Below are 20,280 nucleotides of genomic sequence, written 5' to 3'. Positions count from 1 at the left end.
CAACCCACCCCGCTCGGCGTATCGAGCTCACCGACGAAAGCACGGTAATGAAGAAGTACCTCCGACCGACCCTCGCCCTCACCGCCGCCGGTGCCCTCCTGGCCGGAGTCACCGCCTGCGGTTCCGGCGAGTCCGGCAGCGGTGAGCGCATCCAGGGCGGCACCATCGAGTACGCGCACGTCCAGGAGCCGCCATGCATCTTCGGCGGCTGGATCCAGCAGGCGTACATCTCCCGGCAGGTACTCGACGGCCTGGTCACCCTCGCAGACGACGGCACCGTCAAGCCGTGGCTCGCGCAGTCGTGGGAGGTGTCGCCGGACGGGCGCACCTACACCTTCGCGCTCAAGCCGGGCGTCAAGTTCACCGACGGCACCCCGCTCGACGCCGCCGCCGTCGCCTACAACTTCGGCCAGTTCGCTCACGGTGACCTCAACAGCACCGCCAAGGTCTCCATCTCGCCGTACTTCACGTCTGCGGAGGCCGTCGATCCGCAGCACGTCGCGATCCACCTGAGCGACCCGTACCCGGAGTTCCTGCGGCTGATCACCCAGGGCTACTTCGGCATCCAGTCGCCGACCGCCCTGAAGACGCGCAGTGCCGAGGAGAACTGCGAGAAACCCATCGGGTCGGGTGCCTTCACCGTCGCGGAATGGAAGAAGGGGCAGCAGGTCACCTTCAAGCGGAACCCGGACTACACGTCCTGGCCGGCCACCGCCAAGCACCAGGGACCGGCGCTCGTCGACGCGATCAACTGGAAGTTCGTCCCCGACGCCACCTCCCGGTACGCCTCGCTGACCACCGGCCAGTCGGACGCGATCTACGAGGTGCCGACCGTGCGCTGGAAGGACGCGCAGCAGCGGTTCAAGAACACGATCCGGTACATCACCCCGGGCAAGCCGGTCTCCTTCTCGGTCAACACGCAGCAGGGGCCGTTCACCGACAAGCGCGTCCGGCAGGCCTTCGGGTACGCGGCCGACCGGAAGTCCGCCGTGCAGGCCGGCTTCCATGGCGTCATCCCGTATGAGCCGAACGCGGCGGTCTCGCAGTCCACGCCCGCCTACCTCGGCGGCGACCCGTACCCGTACAACCCGGCCAAGGCGGCCGACCTGCTCCGGCAGGCCGGCTGGACCAAGGGTGACGGCGGCATCTACCGCAAGGACGGCAAGTCGCTGACCATCCGGGTGGTCTACGGTGCGGGCTCGTTCATCACCCCCGAGGGCGCGACGATCCTGCAGGCGCTCCAGGAGCAGTGGAAGCAGAACGGTTTCGACGTCGAACTGATCCCGGCGACGATGGCCGAGCTCTGGGGTGGCAAGTACAGCGATCCGGCCACGTACGACGCGCTGCCGTCGTACTGGACCAGCCCGAGCCCGGCGATCCTGTGGATCGTCTGGCGCGCCGGCACGCCCACCGATCCGAACGGCAACAACCGGTCGTTCTTCAACGACCCGCAGCTCACGTCGCTGATCAACGCCGCCAACACCAACCCCGACACCACGGCCGGCTTCGCCCAGTACCGGCAGGCCCAGCAGACCATCGCCGACGACGCCGCGGGCATCGGCCTGTACACGCAGAGTTCGCTGATCGCGTCGTCGAACCGGTTGCACGACTTCTGGGTCGAGAAGAGCCAGGGCGAGCCGGTGTTCTCCGACGCCTACCTCACGAAGTGACCGCACGGGAGACGCATCGAGATGACCACCTTCCTTCCCACCGGGGCCGCCGGGCGCCCGGTCTGGGTCACCGCACGGGCCGCACGACGGCTCATCGTCAAGATCGTGTCGGGCATCGCGGTCCTGATCGCCGCGGCGACGGTCGCCTGGGCCGCGCAGCTCGCGGTGCCCGGTGACCGGGCCACCGCGATCCTCAACATCCGCAGCGGCCGCGACGAGTCGTACACGGCAGGCCAGCTCGCGCCGGTCAACCGGCAGTTCGGCTTCGACCAGTCGCTGGTGCAGCAGTGGCTCCACTACATCGGCGGCTTCTTCACCGGCGACCTGGGGACGTCGTATTCGCAGTACAAGCCGGTCACCGAGATCATCGGCGCCCAGCTCGGCCCGAGCCTGGTGCTCACCCTGCTGGCGCTGGTGGTCGCGTGGCTCATCGCGGTGACGGGCAGTCTGCTCACCGTGAAGCGCGGCCGGTTCCTCGGCGGCCTGGGCTCGTCGATCGAGGCCTTCACGGCGAGCCTGCCGCAGTACTGGGTCGGCATGATCCTGCTGGTGCTGTTCGCCGTGCAGATTCCGCTGTTCCCGGTGATCGGCGGCAACGGGATCGCCGGCACGGTGCTGCCGGTCCTCACCCTCGCGATACCGCTGAGCGGCTTCCTCGGCCAGGTGATCCGCGACGAGTTCGACAAGGTGCTCGACCAGCCCTTCATCACCACCGCCCGTACCCGCGGACTCGGTGACACCGCGGTCCGGCTCGGGCACGGGCTCCGGCACGCGGTGATCCCGGCCATCAGCCTCTCCGGCTGGGCGCTCGGCGCGCTGATCTCCGGCGCGGTGATCGTGGAGAACATCTACGGCCGGCCGGGAATCGGGCAGGTGCTGGTCACCGCCGTCAACACCCGCGATGTCCCCACGGTGGCCGGTGTCGTCGTGGTGGTCGCCGCCATCTACATCGTCGCGAATCTGCTCGTCGATCTCGCGTACTCGCTCATCGACCCCAGGCTGCGTGCATCATGACCTCCCTCGCCCCGTCCGCCGGATCATCGCCGGTCCGCGATGCCCTCGACGCCTTCGCCGCCCGCCTGTCCGGACTCCGCCCGGGCCTGATCCTCGCCGGCCTGTTCGTCGCCCTCATCGCGGTGGCGGCCGTCTTCCCGGGCCTCCTCGCGCCGCACTCGGCGACGGCGATCGACCTGAACAACCCCCTCGCGTCGCCGTCGTGGCAGCACCTGTTCGGCACCGACGAGGCGGGTCGTGACGTGTTCTCCCGGGCGGTCTACGGCACCCGGCTGTCGCTCGGCATCGGGCTCGGTGCCACCGGCATCGCCATGGGCCTGGCGATCGTGTTCGGCTTCACCGCGGCCCTGGCCGGCGGTGTGGTCGACGCGATCATCACCCGGATCCTCGAGGTGTTCTTCGCCTTCCCGGCGCTACTGGCCGCGCTGCTGGTGGTCTCGATCTACGGGCCGTCGGCCACCACGTCGATCGTGGCGGTGGGCGTGAGCTCGATGCCCGGCTACGCGCGGATGGTGCGCGGGCAGGTCCTCAGCGTGCGCGGTGCGGGCTACATCGAGGCGGCGACCGCGCTCGGGCACTCGCGGGCGACCGTGATCCGGAGACACCTGTTCCCCAACGCGATGCGGCCGATGGTCGCCGTCGTCACCCTCGGCATCGGGCAGTCGATCGTCTGGGCGTCGTCGCTGGCCTTCCTCGGGCTCGGGGTGCGTCCGCCCAGCCCCGAATGGGGAGCGCTGCTCGACGCCGGCCGCAACTACATCACCACCAACTGGTGGCTGGAGATCCTGCCGGGCCTGGTCATCGTCCTCTTCGCGATCTCGGTCACCACCCTCGGCCGGGCCGCGCAACAACGACTGGAAGGAGCGGGCCGATGACCGCCATCGCCCTCGATTCACCCCGCACCACCGCGGCCCCCGCCCCCGGCGGGAACCCGCGACCACTGCTGACCGTCGAGAATCTGCGGATCGGCTTCGGCGCCACCGAGGTGGTGAAGGGCATCTCGTTCCAGGTGGCGCCCGGCCGGTGCCTCGCGATCGTCGGCGAATCCGGGTCCGGCAAGTCGGTGACGGCCCGCACCCTGGTCGGCCTGACCGGTGCGGGCGCGCGGGTCCGGGCCGACCGGCTCGAACTCGACGCCGGGGCCGCGGCCACCGTCGGGAGCGGTCCGATCGATCTCACCGCGCTGGCGGAGCGGTCGTGGCGGCGCATCCGCGGACGCGACATCGGCTTCGTCCTGCAGGACGCGCTGGTCTCACTCGACCAGTTGCGGCGCGTCGGCGACGAGGTGGCCGAGCCGCTCAAGGTGCACCGCTGGGGAAACCGCGCCGCGCGTCGTGCCAAGGCCGTCGAACTGCTCGCCTCGGTCGGAGTGCCCGAGCCCGAGGTCAAGGCGCGGCAACGGCCCTACGAGCTGTCCGGCGGTCTGCGGCAGCGGGCGCTCATCGCCTCCGCGATCGCCCTCGACCCGCCGCTGCTGATCGCCGACGAGCCGACCACCGCGCTCGACGTGACCGTGCAGGCCCAGATCCTCGACCTGCTCGCCGAATCCAAACGTGGTGGACAGGCGATCATCCTGATCAGCCACGACCTGTCCGTGGTCGACCGCATCGCCGACGACGTGGCGGTGATGAAGGACGGCGAGATCGTCGAGCAGGGGACCGTCGCCGACGTGCTGTACGCGCCGGCGCATCCCTACACGCGGGCGCTGCTCGACGCGGTGCCGTCGACGCATACCCGCGGCACCCGGCTGGTCAAACCGGCCACGGGCGAACCGGCGGGAGCACTGCGCACCCGCGCGCCGATCGACCCCGAGGACGTGGTGCTCGAGGCCAGACACCTGTCCAAGGTCTATCGCGGACCGGACCGGGTGGACCGCACCGTCGTCGACGACGTGTCGTTCGCGCTGCGGCGCGGGGAGACGCTCGGCATCGTCGGCGAATCCGGCTCCGGTAAGACGACCACCGCGCGGATGGCCCTGGCGCTGGAGCGCGCCACCTCCGGCGAGGTGCTGCTCGACGGCGAGGCGTGGACCAGCTTGTCGGTGGGGGCGCGGCGTCCCCGGCGGCACCGGATCGGGGTCGTCTATCAGGACCCGCTCAGCTCGTTCGACCCGCGCTGGCCGGTCGGCCGCATCCTTCTCGACGCACTCGCGACCGGGCCCCGGCCGCCGTCGGCCAAGGCGGAGGCGCGGCAGCGGGCGGTCCGGCTGCTCGAACAGGTGGGCCTGCGCGCCGAACACCTCGAGGCGGCGCCGCTGCGACTGTCCGGCGGTCAGCGGCAGCGCGTCGCGATCGCCCGGGCGCTCGCCCCCGAACCCGAGGTGATCGTGTGCGACGAACCGGTGTCCGCGCTCGACGTCTCGATTCAGGCGCAGGTGCTCGATCTGCTCACCGACCTGCAGGACGAGCTCGGCGTCAGCTACCTCTTCATCTCCCACGATCTGGGCGTCATCCACCACATGAGCGATCGGATCCTGGTGATGAAGGGCGGCCGGGTCGTCGAATCGGGGACGGCCGACGACGTCTTCGAGCACCCGCGGCATCCCTACACGCGGTCGTTGCTGACCGCGCTTCCGCGGCTGGAAGGCCGCGGCGCCATCCCTTCCACACCATCCCGAGAGGACCGGGTCCGATGACCACCGATGCACGACTGACCGAGCGCTTCGCTCCCGTCTTCGCCGAGATCGCCGCGGGCGCGCTCGACCGAGAAGCCGACCGGGTACTCCCCGCCGAGGCCGTGGAACTCCTGCGCGAATCGGGATTCACCCGGATCCGCGTCCCCGAACAGTACGGCGGGCTGGGCGCGACCGTGCCGCAGTTCGTCCGGCAGCTCATCGCACTCGCCGAGGCCGACTCCAATCTGCCGCAACTGCTGCGCGGTCACTTCGCGTTCGTCGAATCCCGCCTCTCGCATCCGGAGGCGGCGGTTCGTGAACGATGGCTGCGGGCCGTCGCGGCCGGCGAGATCATCGGCAACGCCCAGTCCGAGAACGGGAGTTCGTCGTTCTGGACCAACACCACCGCGGTGACCCCGGACGGCGACGGCTGGTCGCTCTCCGGCCGCAAGTTCTACTCCACCGGCAGCCTGTTCGCGGACTGGATCCACACCAGCGCCGCCGTGGATGCGGACCGTACCGCGAACGTCCTGGTCCCCTCCGGTGCGCCGGGCGTGGAACGGATCGACGACTGGGACGGCTTCGGGCAGCGCCTCACCGGCAGCGGCACCACGGTGTTCGACGGCGTTCCGGTGCCCGATGAGGACGTGGAGATCCACCCCAACGGGGAGTTCTCCGGCACCTATCTGCTGGCGGTGCTCCAGCTCAATCACCTCGCCACCCTCGCCGGAATCGGGCAGGCGGCGGTCCGCGATGCGGTGGCCTTCGTCCGGCAGCGGAGCCGCAACCTGATCAATCCGCGCTACCCGCGGCCCGCCGCAGATCCGCAGATCCAGCAGGTCGTCGGCCGGATCGCGAGCGCGTCGTTCGCGGCGACCGCCACCACCCTGGCCGCGGCGGACGCGGTCGGCGAGATCGCCGATGCCGTCGTCGCCGGGACCGCCACGGCGGAACTCTTCGACGCGGCCGATGTCGCGGTGTTCTCGGCGCAGACGGCGGTCGCCGACCTCGTGCTCGGGGCGGCCACCGAGCTCTTCGAGGTGGGTGGCGCGTCCGCGGTCACCGACCGGTTCGGGCTCGACCGGCACTGGCGCAACGCGCGCACCCTGGCCTCGCACAACCCGGCGATCTACCGGCAGACGCTCGTCGGCGACTACCTGCTCAACGGGCGGCCGCCGAGTTCCTGGGCGGCCGATTCGTGGGCGGCGGTGCGGGAGAGCGAGGCCGTCGGCGCCGGTGTGCCGGCCACCGCGAAGGAGGGCGACCGATGACGCGGCGTCTGCTCTTCAACGCCTTCGTCATGAACACCACCAGCCATATTCATCACGGGCAGTGGCGTCGGCCGGATGCGCACCAGCACGACTTCAACGATGTCCGGCTGTGGATCGATCTGGCGAAGACCCTGGAGGATGCGAAGTTCGATTCGCTGTTCTTCGCCGATGTGTCGGGGCTGTACGGCGACTCCGATGCGGACTATTCGGTGTACGTGCGGGAGGGACTGCAGATCCCCAGCAACGACCCCACGGTGCTGGTCGCGGCGCTGGCCACGCACACCTCCGACATCGGGCTGGCGGTGACGTCCAACGTCTTTCAGCAGCACCCGGCCAACTTCGCCCGGCAGATCGCCACGCTCGATCACATCTCCGGCGGTCGCATCGCCTGGAACATCGTGACCGGCACGCAGGACAACGGTTATCGGAACTTCGGGTTCCGTGCGCTGGAGGACCACGACGAGCGCTATCGCTGGGCCGATGAATACGTCGACGTCACCTACAAGCTGTGGGAGGGGTCGTGGGACGACGGGGCGCTCCGCCGCGACAAGGACGCCGGAATCCACGCCGATCCGGACAAGATTCACAAGATCTTCCATCGCGGCGAGCGCTACGAGGTCGAAGGTCCGTTTCTGCCGTCGCCGTCACCGCAGCGGACGCCGCTGCTGTTCCAGGCCGGCTCGTCCGGCCCGGGGCGCGCGTTCGCCGCGCGCAACGCCGAGGCCGTGTTCCTGATCGCGCCGTCCCCGGAGATCGCGAAGCAGCAGATCGACGAGACCCGGGCGCTGGCGGTGGCGGCGGGACGCCGCGCCGACGACATCACCTTCCATCAGGGGCTGAGCTTCGTCATCGGCGACACCGAGCAGGAGGCGCGGGAGAAATTCGAGGAGTATCAGCGGTTCGCCAGCAGCGACGGCTACGCCGCGCACATGGCGGTGGTCGGCCCGGACGGACGGGTCTACCCGGCGGACACCCCGATCGCCGAGACCGCGACGAACACCGCGCACGGATTCCTGGACCACCTGCGGGCGCACATCACCGATCGGGAACCGACCGTGGGCGACCTCTCGCTGCAACGCCTCCGCGACACGGTGGTCGTCGGTACCCCCGAGCAGATCGCCGACCGGCTGGAGCAGTGGCAGCGGGCGGGGGTCGACGGCATCAACGTCATCAACTGGGTGATCCCCGGCTCGTTCGAGGAGTTCGCGGCGAAGGTGATCCCGGTGCTGCGGGAACGTGGACTGGCCCAGACCGAATACGCGCCGGGCACGCTCCGGCGAAAGCTGTTCGGCGACGACCGGCTCAGTGCCCGGCACCCGGCGTCGGCGTACCGCGGGGCGTTCGGAGCGCGAGACGCCGGCGAGTTTCCGGTGGCGAACTGACCTGAGCGGTGCGGGCGCCCGGTGTGGACCCCCGCCGCTCGTGGACGGCGCCGCCCAGACCGTCGCGGATGCGTGAATGGTGACCGCTTCCGCGACGGTCTGCGCGACCGCGACCCGGGCTGCGGCGGTCAGCGCAGCGCGCGGCGCAGGATCTTGCCGGTCGCGGTGCGCGGCAGGGACGCGACCAGTTCCACCTCGCGCGGATACTTGTAGGCGGCGAGTCGTTCCCGGCAGTAGCCGATCACCTCGCCGGCGGTGAGTTCGGCGCCGGCGCGCGGCACCACGAAGGCCTTCACCGTCTCGCCGCGGTATTCGTCCGGGATACCGGTGACCGCGGCTTCGGCGATGTCCGGGTGCCCGGCCAGCACCCGTTCCACCTCCGACGGCCACACTTTGTAGCCGGCCGCGTTGATCTGGTCCTTCTTGCGATCGACCACGTAGAACCAGCCTGCCGAATCCATGAAGCCGACGTCGCCGGTGTGCAGGGCGCCGCCGGAGAAGGCGTCCGCGGTGGCGGCCGGGTCGTGCCAGTAGCCGGGGATCACCTGCGGACCCATCGTGACCAGCTCACCGATCTCCCCGACGGGGAGATCGCGGCCGTCGTCGTCGACCACCCGGACCACGGTGTCGAACACCGGGACGCCCACCGACAGGACGCCCGACTCGGGGTCGACCGGTGCGGCGATCCCGGGCGGCACGGCGTGCGACGGCGAGGTGGTCTCGGTCTGGCCGTACACGTTGTGGATGTAGCCGCCGAGCCGCTGCGCGAGCCGATCGGCCAGCTCGGGGTCGACCGGCGCGCCGCCGGAGTACCGCAGACGGAGGGACGCCAGATCGGCCGGGTCCACTCCCGGATCGTCGGCCAGCGCGATGTACGCGGTGATCACCGCCGCGCAGAACGCGGGCCGGTGGCGGCGACAGGCCTCGGCGATCACGCGCGGATGGAAACGATGCGTCAGCACCAGCGGTGCGGCGTTGATCATGGCCAGCGTCACGGCGCCGACGAGTCCGGTGACGTGGAAGACCGGCGCCAGTGCGAGGATCGGTTCACCCTCGGTCAGGCCGGTCCAGTCCCGGTAGACCTGGGCGTTGAACGCCAGATTCGCGTGGGTCACCTGCGCGCCCTTGGGCGGCCCGGTGGTCCCCGAGGTGGTGGTGAGCACCGCGATGTCCGACGGCCCGACGCGCCGCTCCGCGAGGGCCTGCCGCGCGCGGGCGTCGGGCTCGTGCTCGGCGATCAGGCGCACCAGGTCGACGGTGTCGGCGGGCCGCTGCTCGGTGACGCCGTCGAACAGCCGCGGGTCGTGCTCGGTCTGGAAGTCGAGGGCGGAGGCGGTCACCACCATGCGCACGCCGGTGGTGCCGGGGGCCAGCACCGGACGGACCAGGTCCCGGTAGAGGTCGTCGAGGACGACGAGCGCGGACGGGGTGAACGCGGACAGGCTCCGGCGCAGTTCGTCGGGGGTGGACATCGGGCTGAGCGGTGCGGCGATGCCGCCGGCCTTCCACGCGGCGACCAGACCGATCAGGAACGCGGGGTCGTTCTGCAGGCAGAGCGCGAGCCGATCGCCGGGCTCGAAACCTCGAGCCACGAGCAGCGCGGCGAGCGCCTCGGCGGCGTGATCGACCTGCGCCCAGGTGAGGCCGCCGTCGAAGTAGTGGAGCGCCGGCTCCCCGGGCTTGCGGGCGACGGTGTCGTCGAAGATCTCGAGCGCGGTCGCGAACGCCCGCCGGAGATGCGGCGGGCGGCCCGGGGGATAGACCTCGAGCCAGGGGCGTTCGTCGTACCCGCTCACGCGGCCAGTCTAAGCATCCGCATCCGTCCCGTAGGCTGTTCAGTGTGACTGAACAGGCCGACGTCGGTGTCGGGGCGACCGTCCGCGGGCTCCGCCGGGAGCACGGCGTCACCCTGCGTGCGCTGGCGGCCCGGGTGGGGATCAGTCCGGGCACCCTGAGCGCGATCGAGAACGGCAAGGTCGCCGTCACGCTGGACCGGCTCGGGCAGCTCGCGGACGCGCTCGACGTGGTCCCGGCCGCCCTGATCGAGCCGCCGGCCGTCGCCGCACCCGTACCGTCCGAACCCCTCGACGGCGACTGGACGGAGTTCGCCGCGCTCGACCTGGACCCGGTCCTGGCGGCGGCCGTCGAGGTCTTCGCCGAGACCGGCTATCACGGCGCCACCATGCGGGTCGTGGCGGCGGCCGCCGATCTCAGTGTGGCCGGAATCTACCGTCATTACCGCGGTAAACAGCATCTTCTGGTCGCACTCGCCGATGCTCAGCTCACCGACCTGGGCTGGCGCATCGAGGCCGCGGAGGCATCCGCCGAGTCGCCCGCGGCGGCGTTCGCGGCGATGGTCCGTGCGCTCGTGCTGTGTCAGGTGCGGCGGCGAGATCTGGCCTTCATCGTCGAGACCGAGCTGCGCAGCCTGCAGGAGCCGGACCGTTCGAGGATCGACGCCGCCCGCCGGGCCGTCGATCGGCGCTTCGCCGAGGTGGCACGTGCGGCGGTGCGGACCGGGCGGTTCGCGGTGGCCGATCCGGGGTCCGGAGCGCAGGCCGTGGTCTCCCTCTGCCGGGCGATTCCGTTCCGGTTCGCCGGGGGTCCGCTGCCCGACGGCTGCGCCCTCGCGGTGGAGTACGCCGGGCTCGCACTGTCCATGATGTCCGGCTCAGTTCAGCTTGACTGAACATCGCGGGCTCGCCTACCGCGACGTAAACACGCTGTTCACAGGAATTTCCGCGAGGCCTTGACCCATGCGCCGATGTGTGTGATTCTCATCTCAGTCACCGAGTGAACGATCGTTCGCGTCGGCGACGTGAAACCCGAATCCGCACCGGAAGGCCCCGTGATGACCGAATCTCCTGCTCTCTCCGACCTGCTCGCCGACTCCCCGTCCAACTGGGGTAAGTGGGGTCCGGACGACGAGGTCGGCAGCCTCAACTACCTGACGCCCGAGCAGGTGCTGCGCGGCGTGTCGCTGATCAAGCGCGGCGCTCTGTTCACCCTGCAGCGCCTCATCGGCGACCCGAACGGTGACCCGGTGTGGCCCGGGCGTGAGCCGGCCACCCGCGAGATGGTCTGGGACGAGTCGGACTGGGACGAGGGTGGCGAGGGCCCGCAGTTCCCCGGCGGTCTGCACTACGCCGACGACAAGCTGGAGGCCTTCCTGCAGGGCTCCACGCAGTACGACGCGCTCGGTCACGTCTGGTACGACGGGCAGATCTGGAACGGCTACGACGCCCGCACCACCATCGGCGGTCTGGACAAGGCCAGCGTGGAGCCGATCGCCCAGCGCGGTGTCGCCGGGCGCGCCGTCCTGCTCGACCTCGCCCGCTGGCGCGGGGTGGACGCGATCGGCGCGCGTGAGCCCTTCAGCCACGAGGACCTGCTCGCCTGTGCCGCCGCGCAGGGCGTCGAACTGCGTCCCCGGGACATCCTGATCATCCGCACCAACCACCTGGCGCTGTTCTTCAAGGACGCGGACGCGTTCTACGCCGACTTCTGCGAGCCGGGCCTGGTGTACTCGCCGGAACTGGTGCAGTGGTTCGCCGACATGGAGATCCCGAACCTGGTCACCGACACCATCGCCAACGAGGTCACCACTGATCCGGACAACGGCGTCGCGCTGGTGTTGCACAACGCCCTGATGCGCAACCTCGGCATCGCCTTCACCGAGATCTGCGACCTGGAGAAGCTGGCCGCCGATTGCGCCGAGGACGGCGTGTACGACTTCTTCTACGTCGCCGCTCCGCTGAAGATCCACAACGCCAGCGGCTCGCCGGTGAACCCGGTGGTGATCAAGTGACCTACGCGGATCGGCCCTGGCTGGCCCGCTATCGGCCGGGCATGCCCGCCGACATCGAGACCGAGTACCCGTCGGCGCTGGCGGTGTTCGACGCCGCCGTCGCCCAGTCTCCCGACGCCGACTTCCTGCAGTACTTCGGGATGTCGCAGACCTTCGCCGATGTGGACCGGGCGTCGCGGGCACTGGCCGCCGCGCTCGCCGGGCGGGGCTTCGGCCGTGGCGACCGGCTCGCCCTCTTCGTGCAGAACAATCCCGCGTTCGTCATCGGCATGATCGCCGCATGGCGGCTGGGCGGTACCGCGGTCGCCATCAACCCGATGAACAAGGAACGCGAGCTCACCTACCTGCTGACGGACTCGGGCGCGACCGCCCTGCTCGCCCTGGACGACCTGTACGCCACGGTCGGCAAGCCGGTGATCGAGGGCGGCGGCACCGCCGTGACCACGGTGATCACCTGCTCGCCGCTCGACATGCAGGACCGCGACGACGAGCGGCTGTTCGGCGACTACCGGCGCGTGCGCACCGAGGGCGCCCTCGATCTCGCCGAGATCATCGCCGCCGGTGGCGGTGACGATCTGCCCGACCCGGATCTGGGGAGCGATGACGTGGCCGTGCTGGCCTACACCTCCGGCACCACCGGCGACCCGAAGGGGGCGATGAACACCCACGGGAACTTCGCCTTCAACGCGCAGACCTACCGCGACTGGACGGGTCTGGAGCCCGGCGAGGGGATCCTCGGGATCGCGCCGCTGTTCCACATCACCGGGCTGGTCGGGCACATCATGGCGGCCATGCTGATCCGTGCGCCGCTCGTGCTGGCGCACCGCTTCGATCCGGCCGTCATGCTCGACGCGATCCGCGAATACCGGCCGGTGTTCACCATCGGTGCGATCACCGCGTTCGGTGCCCTCGCCGCGGCGCCCGGGGCCGGCCCGGACGACTTCGCCAGTCTCCGGGTCCTCTATTCCGGTGGTGCGCCGATCGCGCCGGCGGTGGGCGACCGGCTGGAGCAGGTCTTCGGCACCTACATCCACAACATCTACGGCCTCACCGAGACCAATTCGCCGTCCCACGCCGTTCCCCTCGGGGTGCGGGCACCGGTGGACCCGGTGTCGGGTGCGCTGTCGGTCGGCGTGCCGGTGTTCAACACGGTGGTGCGGGTGGTCGGTGCGGACGGCACGGACGTCCCGGACGGCGAGATCGGCGAGTTCGTCACCTCCGGGCCGCAGGTGGTGCCGGGGTACTGGAACAAGCCCGAGGCCACCGCGTCGTCGATTCCCGGCGGTGCGCTGCACACCGGCGACGTCGGGTTCATGGACTCCGACGGCTGGTACTACGTGGTCGACCGCAAGAAGGACATGATCAACGCGTCCGGCTACAAGGTGTGGCCCCGGGAGGTGGAGGACGTCCTCTACACGCATCCGGCGGTGCGCGAGGCCGCGGTGGTCGGCGTTCCCGACGAGTACCGCGGCGAGACCGTGAAGGCCTTCGTGTCACTGCAACCGGGAGCCACGGTGGATCCGGCGGAGATCATCGAGTTCTGCAAGGCGCAGATGGCGGCGTACAAGTACCCGCGGTCGGTCGAGATCGTCGAGGAACTGCCGAAGACGGTGACCGGCAAGATCCTGCGCAGGCAGCTGCGCGACGAGGCGGCCGGCTGACGCTCGGGCGTCGCTGATGAAACGGCGGACTTGTGGGTCGTGGCGACCCACAAGTCCGCCGTTCGCTGATGCGGCGGCGGGCGGGCGGCGCGCCGGTGTTCGCCGCCGACGAACCGGGGCGGGGAGGGCCGGGCCGACCTTGCACTCTCCCGGGGCGAGTGCTAAAAACGAGGTTGGCACTCACGGCATGTGACTGCCAGGTCGGGACGGTGAGGCCGGTCCAACAGACACCCCGGTCGTCCGTCGCGGGCACCGAGTCCGGCCCAGAGAACCTAGTGTCACCCCCTACCGGAGGATCACTTACCAATGGCAAAGCAGATTGCTTTCGACGAAGAGGCCCGTCGCGGACTCGAGCGGGGCCTGAACGTCCTCGCCGACACCGTCAAGGTCACCCTCGGCCCCAAGGGCCGCAATGTCGTCCTGGAGAAGAAGTGGGGCGCCCCCACCATCACCAACGACGGCGTCTCGATCGCCAAGGAGATCGAGCTCGAGGATCCCTACGAGAAGATCGGCGCCGAGCTCGTCAAGGAGGTCGCCAAGAAGACCGACGACGTCGCGGGCGACGGCACCACCACCGCCACCGTGCTGGCCCAGGCGCTGGTCCGCGAGGGCCTGCGCAACGTGGCCGCCGGCTCCAACCCGATGGGCCTGAAGCGCGGCATCGAGAAGGCCGTCGAGGCCGTCTCCACCTCGCTGCTCGACTCCGCCACGGAGATCGAGACCAAGGAGCAGATCGCCGCCACCGCCGGTATCTCGGCCGGTGACCAGTCGATCGGCGACCTGATCGCCGAGGCCATGGACAAGGTCGGCAACGAGGGTGTCATCACCGTCGAGGAGTCGAACACCTTCGGCCTGCAGCTGGAGCTCACCGAGGGCATGCGCTTCGACAAGGGCTACATCTCGGGCTACTTCGTCACCGACGTCGACCGCCAGGAGACCGTCCTGGAGGATCCGTACATCCTCACCTACTCGGGCAAGATCTCGACCGTGAAGGACCTGCTCCCGCTGCTGGAGAAGGTCATCCAGGCCGGCAAGTCGCTGCTCATCATCGCCGAGGACGTCGAGGGCGAGGCCCTGTCGACCCTGGTCGTGAACAAGCTGCGCGGCACCTTCAAGTCCGTCGCCGTCAAGGCCCCGGGCTTCGGTGACCGCCGCAAGGCCATGCTCGCCGACATCGCCATCCTCACCGGTGGCGAGGTGATCAGCGAAGAGGTCGGCCTCTCGCTGGAGACCGCCGAGCTGACCTCGCTGGGCACCGCCCGCAAGGTCGTCGTCACCAAGGACGAGACCACCATCGTCGACGGTGCCGGTGACGCCGAGCAGATCGCCGGCCGCGTGGCCCAGATCCGCAACGAGATCGAGAACAGCGACAGCGACTACGACCGCGAGAAGCTGCAGGAGCGCCTGGCCAAGCTGGCCGGCGGTGTCGCGGTGATCAAGGCCGGCGCCGCCACCGAGGTGGAGCTCAAGGAGCGCAAGCACCGCATCGAGGATGCCGTGCGCAACGCCAAGGCCGCCGTCGAAGAGGGCATCGTCGCCGGTGGCGGCGCTGCTCTGCTGCAGTCCGAGTCGGCCATCGACGGCCTGTCGCTCTCCGGCGACGAGGCCACCGGCGCGCAGATCGTCAAGGTCGCGCTCTCGGCCCCGGCCCGCCAGATCGCCGTCAACGCGGGCCTGGAGCCCGGCGTGGTCGCCGACAAGATCCGCAACTCGCCGAAGGGCACCGGCCTCAACGCCGCCACCGACGAGTACGAGGACCTGCTGGCCGCCGGCATCAACGACCCGGTGAAGGTCACCCGCTCGGCGCTGCAGAACGCGGCCTCGATCGCGGCTCTGTTCCTCACCACCGAGGCCGTCGTCGCCGACAAGCCGGAGAAGAACCCCGCCCCGGCCATGCCGGGCGGCGACGAGATGGGCGGCATGGGCTTCTGATCTGATCAGAACCCGCGCTCGCCGGTCGAGCGTAGTCGAGACCCACCGCACCGAAGGCCGGTCACCCGCACGGGTGACCGGCTTTCGCGTTGCCGTCGGTCGAGAGTGGGCCACCACGAAGCGGCTGGCATCGCACCTCGGATCGCCGAATCAGTCCAGACGAGGGAGGCGGCGGGGGCCGGGGCCGTCATGCCCGAGGACGTCGCCCGGATTGGTGTACGGGCACGCCGTCAACGACAGGCAGCCGCAACCGATGCAGCCGGCCAGGTTGTCGCGCAGGGCCACCAGCGCGTCGATCCGCCGGTCCAGGTCGGCGCGCCAGGTGCCGGCCAGGTGCGCCCAGTCGCGGCGGGTCGGCGGCCGGTCGTGCGGCAGGTCGTCGAGCGCCGCTTTGATCCGGGCCAGCGGGATGCCGAGCGTCTGCGAGGCGCGGATGAACGCGACGAGTCGCAGCGTGTCGCGCCGGTACTCCCGGCGGTTGCCCGCGGTCCGGCGGCTGGTGATCAGGCCGAACTGTTCGTAGTAGTGCAGGGTCGAGACGGCGACGCCCGCGCGGGCGGCCACCTGGCCGGGTTTCAGCCAGAGTTCACCGGCCGGGATCTCGCCGCTCACGGCCCTCCTTGACATCAAGTGCACTTGATGAAGTCCACTGTAGGCATGAACGGAAAGCGGGTGGCGCGATGAGCATGGAATCGGTGGCGTGGGACGTCATGTACAAGTCGATGACGTCGACGCAGGCGCCCTCGCGGGCCGATCGCCGGGCGACGGTACGCCGGATCCTGACCTTCGCGCGGCCGCACCGGCGCCGCATCGCGGTGTTCCTGGCGCTGTCGGTGGTGACCGCGGTGCTCACCGTGGTGACCCCGCTGCTGGCCGGGCGCGTGGTGAATCTGATCGCCGCCGCCGCCCCGGCGGCCACGGCGACGATCGTCTGGCTGGCGGTGGCGATCGCGGTGATCGCCGTCGCCGAGGCCGGGGCCGGCATCGGCACCCGCTGGCTGTCGGCGAACCTCGGGGAAGGGCTCATCCTGGATCTGCGCCGGGCGGTGTTCGACCACGTCCAGCGCATGCCGGTCGCGTTCTTCACCCGGACCCGGACGGGTGCGCTGGTCAGTCGGCTGAACAACGACGTGATCGGCGCCCAGCGCGCCTTCAGCGACACCCTCTCCGGGGTGGTCTCGAACTTCGTCTCGCTGATCCTGACGCTCGGGGTGATGTTCGCGATCAGCTGGCAGATCACCCTGCTGGCGCTGGTGCTGCTCCCGGTCTTCGTGGCGCCGGCCCGCCGGATGGGCAAGCGGATGGCGGGGCTGGCCCGGGAGGCCGCCGAGTACGACGCGCGGATGTCGACGCAGATGACCGAGCGGTTCTCCGCCCCGGGCGCCACCCTGGTGAAGCTCTTCGGCCGCCCCGAAGCGGAGTCCGCCGAGTTCGCCGGGCGGGCCGACGCGGTCCGCGACATCGGCGTCCGCCAGGCGATGCTGCAGGCCTACTTCTACACCGCGCTGATGCTGGTCTCGGCGCTGGCGCTCGCCCTGATCTACGGGCTCGGCGGCGCCCTCGCGGTGCACCAGCATCTCTCGGCCGGTGCCGTCGTCTCGCTGGCGCTGCTGCTCACCCGGATGTACGCCCCGCTGACCGCCCTGGCGAACGCCCGGGTGGAGGTCATGAGCGCGCTCGTCAGTTTCGAGCGGGTCTTCGAGGTGCTCGACCTGACGCCGCTGATCGCCGACCGCCCCGGGGCCGTCGACGTGCCGGACCCCGAGCACGGCGTCAGCGTCCGCTTCGACGGCGTGTCGTTCGGCTACCCCGCGGCCGACAAGGTCTCCCTCGCGTCGCTGGAGGAGGTCGCGCAGCTCGACAGCCGCGGCGGCGAGCAGATCCTGCACGACATCGACCTCGACGTCCCGGCCGGGACCATGGTCGCGCTGGTCGGCAGCTCCGGCGCGGGCAAGTCGACCATCGCCTCGCTCGCCACCCGACTGTACGACGTCGACGCAGGCCGCGTGACCCTCAACGGTGTCGACGTGCGCGACCTGACCTCCGCCTCGGTGCACGCCGCGGTCGGGCTGGTGACCCAGGACGGGCACCTCTTCCACGACACCGTGCGGGCGAACCTGGCGCTCGCCGCGCCCGGCAGCACCGACGACGAACTCTGGTCCGCCCTCGCGCGGTCCCGGCTCGACGACCTGGTCCGGTCGTTGCCGAACGGGCTCGACACCGTCGTCGGCGAGCGCGGCTACCGGCTGTCCGGCGGCGAGCGGCAGCGCCTCACCATCGCGCGGCTGCTGCTGGCGCGGCCGTCGGTGGTGATCCTCGACGAGGCCACCGCGCACCTCGACTCGACGTCGGAGGCCGCGGTCTCGGCGGCCCTCGGCGAGGTGCTGGCCGGGCGTACCTCGCTGGTGATCGCGCATCGGCTGTCGACGGTGCGGGCCGCGGATGAGATCGTCGTGCTGGAAGCGGGCCGGATCGCCGAACGCGGCGACCACGCGACGCTGCTGGCCCTCGGCGGCCGGTACGCCGAGCTGTACCGGACCCAGTTCGCAACCGCGTAGGGAAATGCCGCACCGGGCCGCAGGCGCGGGTCACGTGTCCGTTCCCGCTGCGGGCCCGGACGATCGGCGCGCCGGGCGGTGATCTCCGCAATACCGAGTGTGGAACCGGCGGACGGCGGGATAGCGTGAACGGCGTGACCGCGACTCCTGGTGCCCCCAGTCCCTTTCCGAGCCTCCCGAACTTCCGCGATCTGGGCCACTGGCCGGCTGCCGACGGGAAGACCGTCAAGCCCGGACTGGTATTCCGCAGTACCGAGTTCCTGAACACCAGTGACGCCGACCGGGCGGGGGTCGAAGCGCTCGGGCTGCAGACGATCGTCGACCTGCGCACCGATCCGGAGAGCGCGCACTGCCCGGACCCGTCGCTCCCGGGCGTGCGCGGACTGCACCTGAACGTCCTGGAGGACGCCACCGGTTCGGCCCTCGGCGCGAACCTGGGCAAGGTGATGGACGACCCGGCGTCGCTGCACGCCGTCGTGAGCGAGTTCACCGTCGACAAGGCGAAGGCCGCGATGATCGAGACCTACGACGAGCTGATCAACTCCGCGAGCGCGCAGAAGTACTACCGCGAGTTCTATTCGACGATGCTCGCCGGTGAACTCACCCCGACGCTCTTCCACTGCACCACGGGGAAGGATCGCACCGGGTGGGCCGCGGCGTCGTTCCTGACGCTGCTGGGTGTGCCCACCGAGGACGTCTACACCGACTATCTGCTCACCAACGACCGGCTGCTGCCCGCGCTGTCCCCGATCATCGCCAAATTCGAGGGAATGGGTGGGCAGACCGACGCGATCAATGCGGTTCTCGGTGTCGAGAAGGACTACCTGGACGCCGCGTTCTCGCTGGTCGAGAAGGGATGGGGCTCGTTCGACGGGTACGCCGAGAAGGTGCTCGGCCTCGACGCGTCCGCGATCGGCACGCTACGCGAACGGTACCTGGCCGGTGCCTGACACGAGCCCGGCTCGCGGGGTGCGCCGGGTCACCTCGCGCTCGGCCCGGCCCGCATGACAACGGCCGGCCTGCCCGCGCTCAGCCCCATCTCGGTTCTTCCGAATCTGCGCGACCTCGGCGGCTGGACCGGGGCCGGTGGGCGGCCCGTCCGCGCTGGAAAGCTGTTCCGCTCCACCGATTTCCGGTCGGTGCCGGCCGGCGCTCGCGATGTCCTGGCGCCCCTGTGCCTGCGTACCGTCTACGACCTCCGGTCGGCGGCGGAGCGGCGGGCGCTGCCCGACCCGGCGATCGACGGTGTGACCGGTGTTCCGCTCGACGTGCTTGCCGACCGGGCGCAGGCGGTGCCCGGTGACCTCGGCCGGATCCTCGACGATCCGGAGGTGGTCCACCGGCTCACCGCGCAGATGGACGGTGCGGTCGCCGAGTTGATGGCCGATACCTACCGCGGCTTCGTCACCATGGGGAGCGCGAAGGCGTCGTACCGGCGCTTCTATCTCGGGCTGCTGGGTGAGGACCACGGTCCGGCGCTGTTCCACTGCACGACGGGCAAGGATCGCACCGGGTGGGCCGCGGCGAGCTTCCTCTCCGTGATGGGCGTCGATCGCGACGCCGTGTACGCGGACTATCTGGAGACCAACAACCGGCTGCTGCCCGCGCTGGCGCCGCTGTTCGACAGGTTCGCGTCCCTCGGCGGTGACCCGGAACTTCTGAAGCCGCTACTCGGCGTCGACCGCAGCTACCTCGACGCCGCGTTCGGCGAACTGGAGAAGAACTTCGGCGACGTGGCCACCTATTTCGCCGAGGGACTGGGTATCGACGCCGACGCGCAAGCGCGTTTGCGTGACACCTTCCTCTCAGACTGAGACACCCGCCGAAAACCCGGTCCGGGAAAGGTAGGTTTACTCCATGGCTGTCTCGATATCCAACGAATTCGACATCAACGCCCCCGCTTCCGTGGTGATGGAGGTCCTGCAGGACATTCCAGCGCTCCCGGACTGGTCCAGCGCGCACAGCGCGGCGGAGGTCCTCACCACGCACGACGACGGCACTCCCGACAAGGTGAAGATCACCGTCGGCATGGTCGGCATCAACGACACCCAGGAGCTGGCGTACACCTGGACCGAGAACGTCTGCTCGTGGACGCTGCTGGAGAGCTCTCAGCTGTCCGAGCAGCAGGGCTCGTACACGCTGACGTCCACCGGGGAGAATTCGACGCACGTCGTCTTCGCCCTGGAGATCGACCTGAAGATCAAGCTGCCCGGGTTCCTGGTCAAGAAGGGCCAGAAGGCGGCCGCCGAGACCGCTCAGAAGGGTCTCACCGCCGAGTCGGAGCGCCGCGCCGCGGAATAGCGCCTTTCTGGCGTCACTCATCGAGTGATCTGCGACGCCGTCCCGCCCTCACCCGTCGCGCGGGCGCAT

16 protein-coding genes are annotated in these 20,280 nt (G+C 70.2%); 14 read left to right on the top strand and 2 right to left on the bottom strand.

The window, feature by feature from the left end:
* The first annotated feature begins 47 nt into the window (after positions 1-47).
* The 6 genes from MYK68_RS19050 to MYK68_RS19025 are packed head-to-tail and all read left to right on the top strand — an operon-like array spanning position 48 to position 7,951.
* Positions 48-1,670 carry an ABC transporter substrate-binding protein gene (locus MYK68_RS19050; protein ID WP_247865305.1) on the top strand — a complete coding sequence of 541 codons (1,623 nt, stop codon included), beginning with the start codon at positions 48-50 and terminating at the stop codon, positions 1,668-1,670.
* 21 nt (positions 1,671-1,691) lie between these two features.
* Complete coding sequence (locus tag MYK68_RS19045; protein ID WP_247865304.1) at positions 1,692-2,684, top strand: ABC transporter permease; 993 nt, start codon at positions 1,692-1,694, stop codon at positions 2,682-2,684.
* Entirely contained in the window at positions 2,681-3,559 is an 879-nt protein-coding gene (locus MYK68_RS19040; protein WP_247865303.1) for an ABC transporter permease, read from the top strand. The genes MYK68_RS19045 and MYK68_RS19040 overlap by 4 nt, the downstream gene beginning before the upstream one ends.
* Positions 3,556-5,319, top strand: coding sequence for a dipeptide ABC transporter ATP-binding protein (locus MYK68_RS19035; protein WP_247865302.1), 1,764 nt, complete (start codon positions 3,556-3,558; stop codon positions 5,317-5,319). Before MYK68_RS19040 ends, MYK68_RS19035 begins: the two co-directional genes overlap by 4 nt.
* The gene (locus MYK68_RS19030; RefSeq protein ID WP_247865301.1) at positions 5,316-6,569 is read left to right on the top strand and encodes an acyl-CoA dehydrogenase family protein; all 1,254 of its coding nucleotides are present in this window, start codon (positions 5,316-5,318) and stop codon (positions 6,567-6,569) included. The genes MYK68_RS19035 and MYK68_RS19030 overlap by 4 nt, the downstream gene beginning before the upstream one ends.
* A complete protein-coding gene (locus MYK68_RS19025) occupies positions 6,566-7,951 on the top strand; it encodes an NtaA/DmoA family FMN-dependent monooxygenase (protein ID WP_247865300.1) in 1,386 nt (461 codons plus the stop codon). Before MYK68_RS19030 ends, MYK68_RS19025 begins: the two co-directional genes overlap by 4 nt.
* Positions 7,952-8,079: 128 nt before the next feature.
* Here the strand turns inward: MYK68_RS19025 and MYK68_RS19020 are convergent, their stop codons facing one another.
* On the bottom strand, positions 8,080-9,747 hold the full coding sequence (locus MYK68_RS19020; RefSeq protein WP_247865299.1) for a class I adenylate-forming enzyme family protein: 1,668 nt from the start codon (positions 9,745-9,747) through the stop codon (positions 8,080-8,082).
* A gap of 44 nt (positions 9,748-9,791) precedes the next feature.
* Here MYK68_RS19020 and MYK68_RS19015 point away from each other — a divergent pair, with 44 nt between their 5' ends.
* The 4 genes from MYK68_RS19015 to groL all read left to right on the top strand — a co-directional run bounded on the left by MYK68_RS19015 (position 9,792) and on the right by groL (position 15,352).
* Entirely contained in the window at positions 9,792-10,640 is an 849-nt protein-coding gene (locus MYK68_RS19015) for a TetR family transcriptional regulator (RefSeq protein ID WP_247865298.1), read from the top strand.
* Between the two features lie 162 nt (positions 10,641-10,802).
* Positions 10,803-11,759 (top strand): cyclase family protein, encoded by a 957-nt coding sequence (locus MYK68_RS19010; RefSeq protein ID WP_247865297.1) that lies wholly within the window; start codon positions 10,803-10,805, stop codon positions 11,757-11,759.
* 41 nt (positions 11,760-11,800) lie between these two features.
* A complete protein-coding gene (locus MYK68_RS19005) occupies positions 11,801-13,420 on the top strand; it encodes an AMP-binding protein (protein ID WP_247868108.1) in 1,620 nt (539 codons plus the stop codon).
* A gap of 306 nt (positions 13,421-13,726) precedes the next feature.
* A complete protein-coding gene (gene groL / locus MYK68_RS19000) occupies positions 13,727-15,352 on the top strand; it encodes a chaperonin GroEL (RefSeq protein WP_247865296.1) in 1,626 nt (541 codons plus the stop codon).
* 150 nt (positions 15,353-15,502) lie between these two features.
* Here the strand turns inward: groL and soxR are convergent, their stop codons facing one another.
* Positions 15,503-15,964, bottom strand: a complete 462-nt coding sequence (soxR, locus tag MYK68_RS18995) for a redox-sensitive transcriptional activator SoxR (RefSeq protein WP_247865295.1) — start codon at positions 15,962-15,964, stop codon at positions 15,503-15,505.
* A 68-nt stretch (positions 15,965-16,032) separates the two neighbouring features.
* Here soxR and MYK68_RS18990 point away from each other — a divergent pair, with 68 nt between their 5' ends.
* The 4 genes from MYK68_RS18990 to MYK68_RS18975 all read left to right on the top strand — a co-directional run bounded on the left by MYK68_RS18990 (position 16,033) and on the right by MYK68_RS18975 (position 20,211).
* Positions 16,033-17,910: an ABC transporter ATP-binding protein gene (locus MYK68_RS18990; protein ID WP_247865294.1), complete on the top strand. Its 1,878-nt coding sequence runs from the start codon at positions 16,033-16,035 to the stop codon at positions 17,908-17,910.
* Between the two features lie 134 nt (positions 17,911-18,044).
* The gene (locus MYK68_RS18985; RefSeq protein WP_247865293.1) at positions 18,045-18,860 is read left to right on the top strand and encodes a tyrosine-protein phosphatase; all 816 of its coding nucleotides are present in this window, start codon (positions 18,045-18,047) and stop codon (positions 18,858-18,860) included.
* Between the two features lie 54 nt (positions 18,861-18,914).
* Complete coding sequence (locus MYK68_RS18980; protein ID WP_247865292.1) at positions 18,915-19,724, top strand: tyrosine-protein phosphatase; 810 nt, start codon at positions 18,915-18,917, stop codon at positions 19,722-19,724.
* 43 nt (positions 19,725-19,767) lie between these two features.
* Positions 19,768-20,211, top strand: coding sequence for an SRPBCC family protein (locus MYK68_RS18975; protein WP_247865291.1), 444 nt, complete (start codon positions 19,768-19,770; stop codon positions 20,209-20,211).
* The last annotated feature ends 69 nt before the right edge of the window (positions 20,212-20,280 follow it).

Source organism: Gordonia sp. PP30 (assembly GCF_023100845.1).
In the GTDB taxonomy this organism is placed as follows: Bacteria; Actinomycetota; Actinomycetes; order Mycobacteriales; family Mycobacteriaceae; genus Gordonia.
The sequence above is the reverse complement of the archived record's forward strand: the minus strand, read 5'-3'. Positions and strand labels throughout refer to the sequence as shown.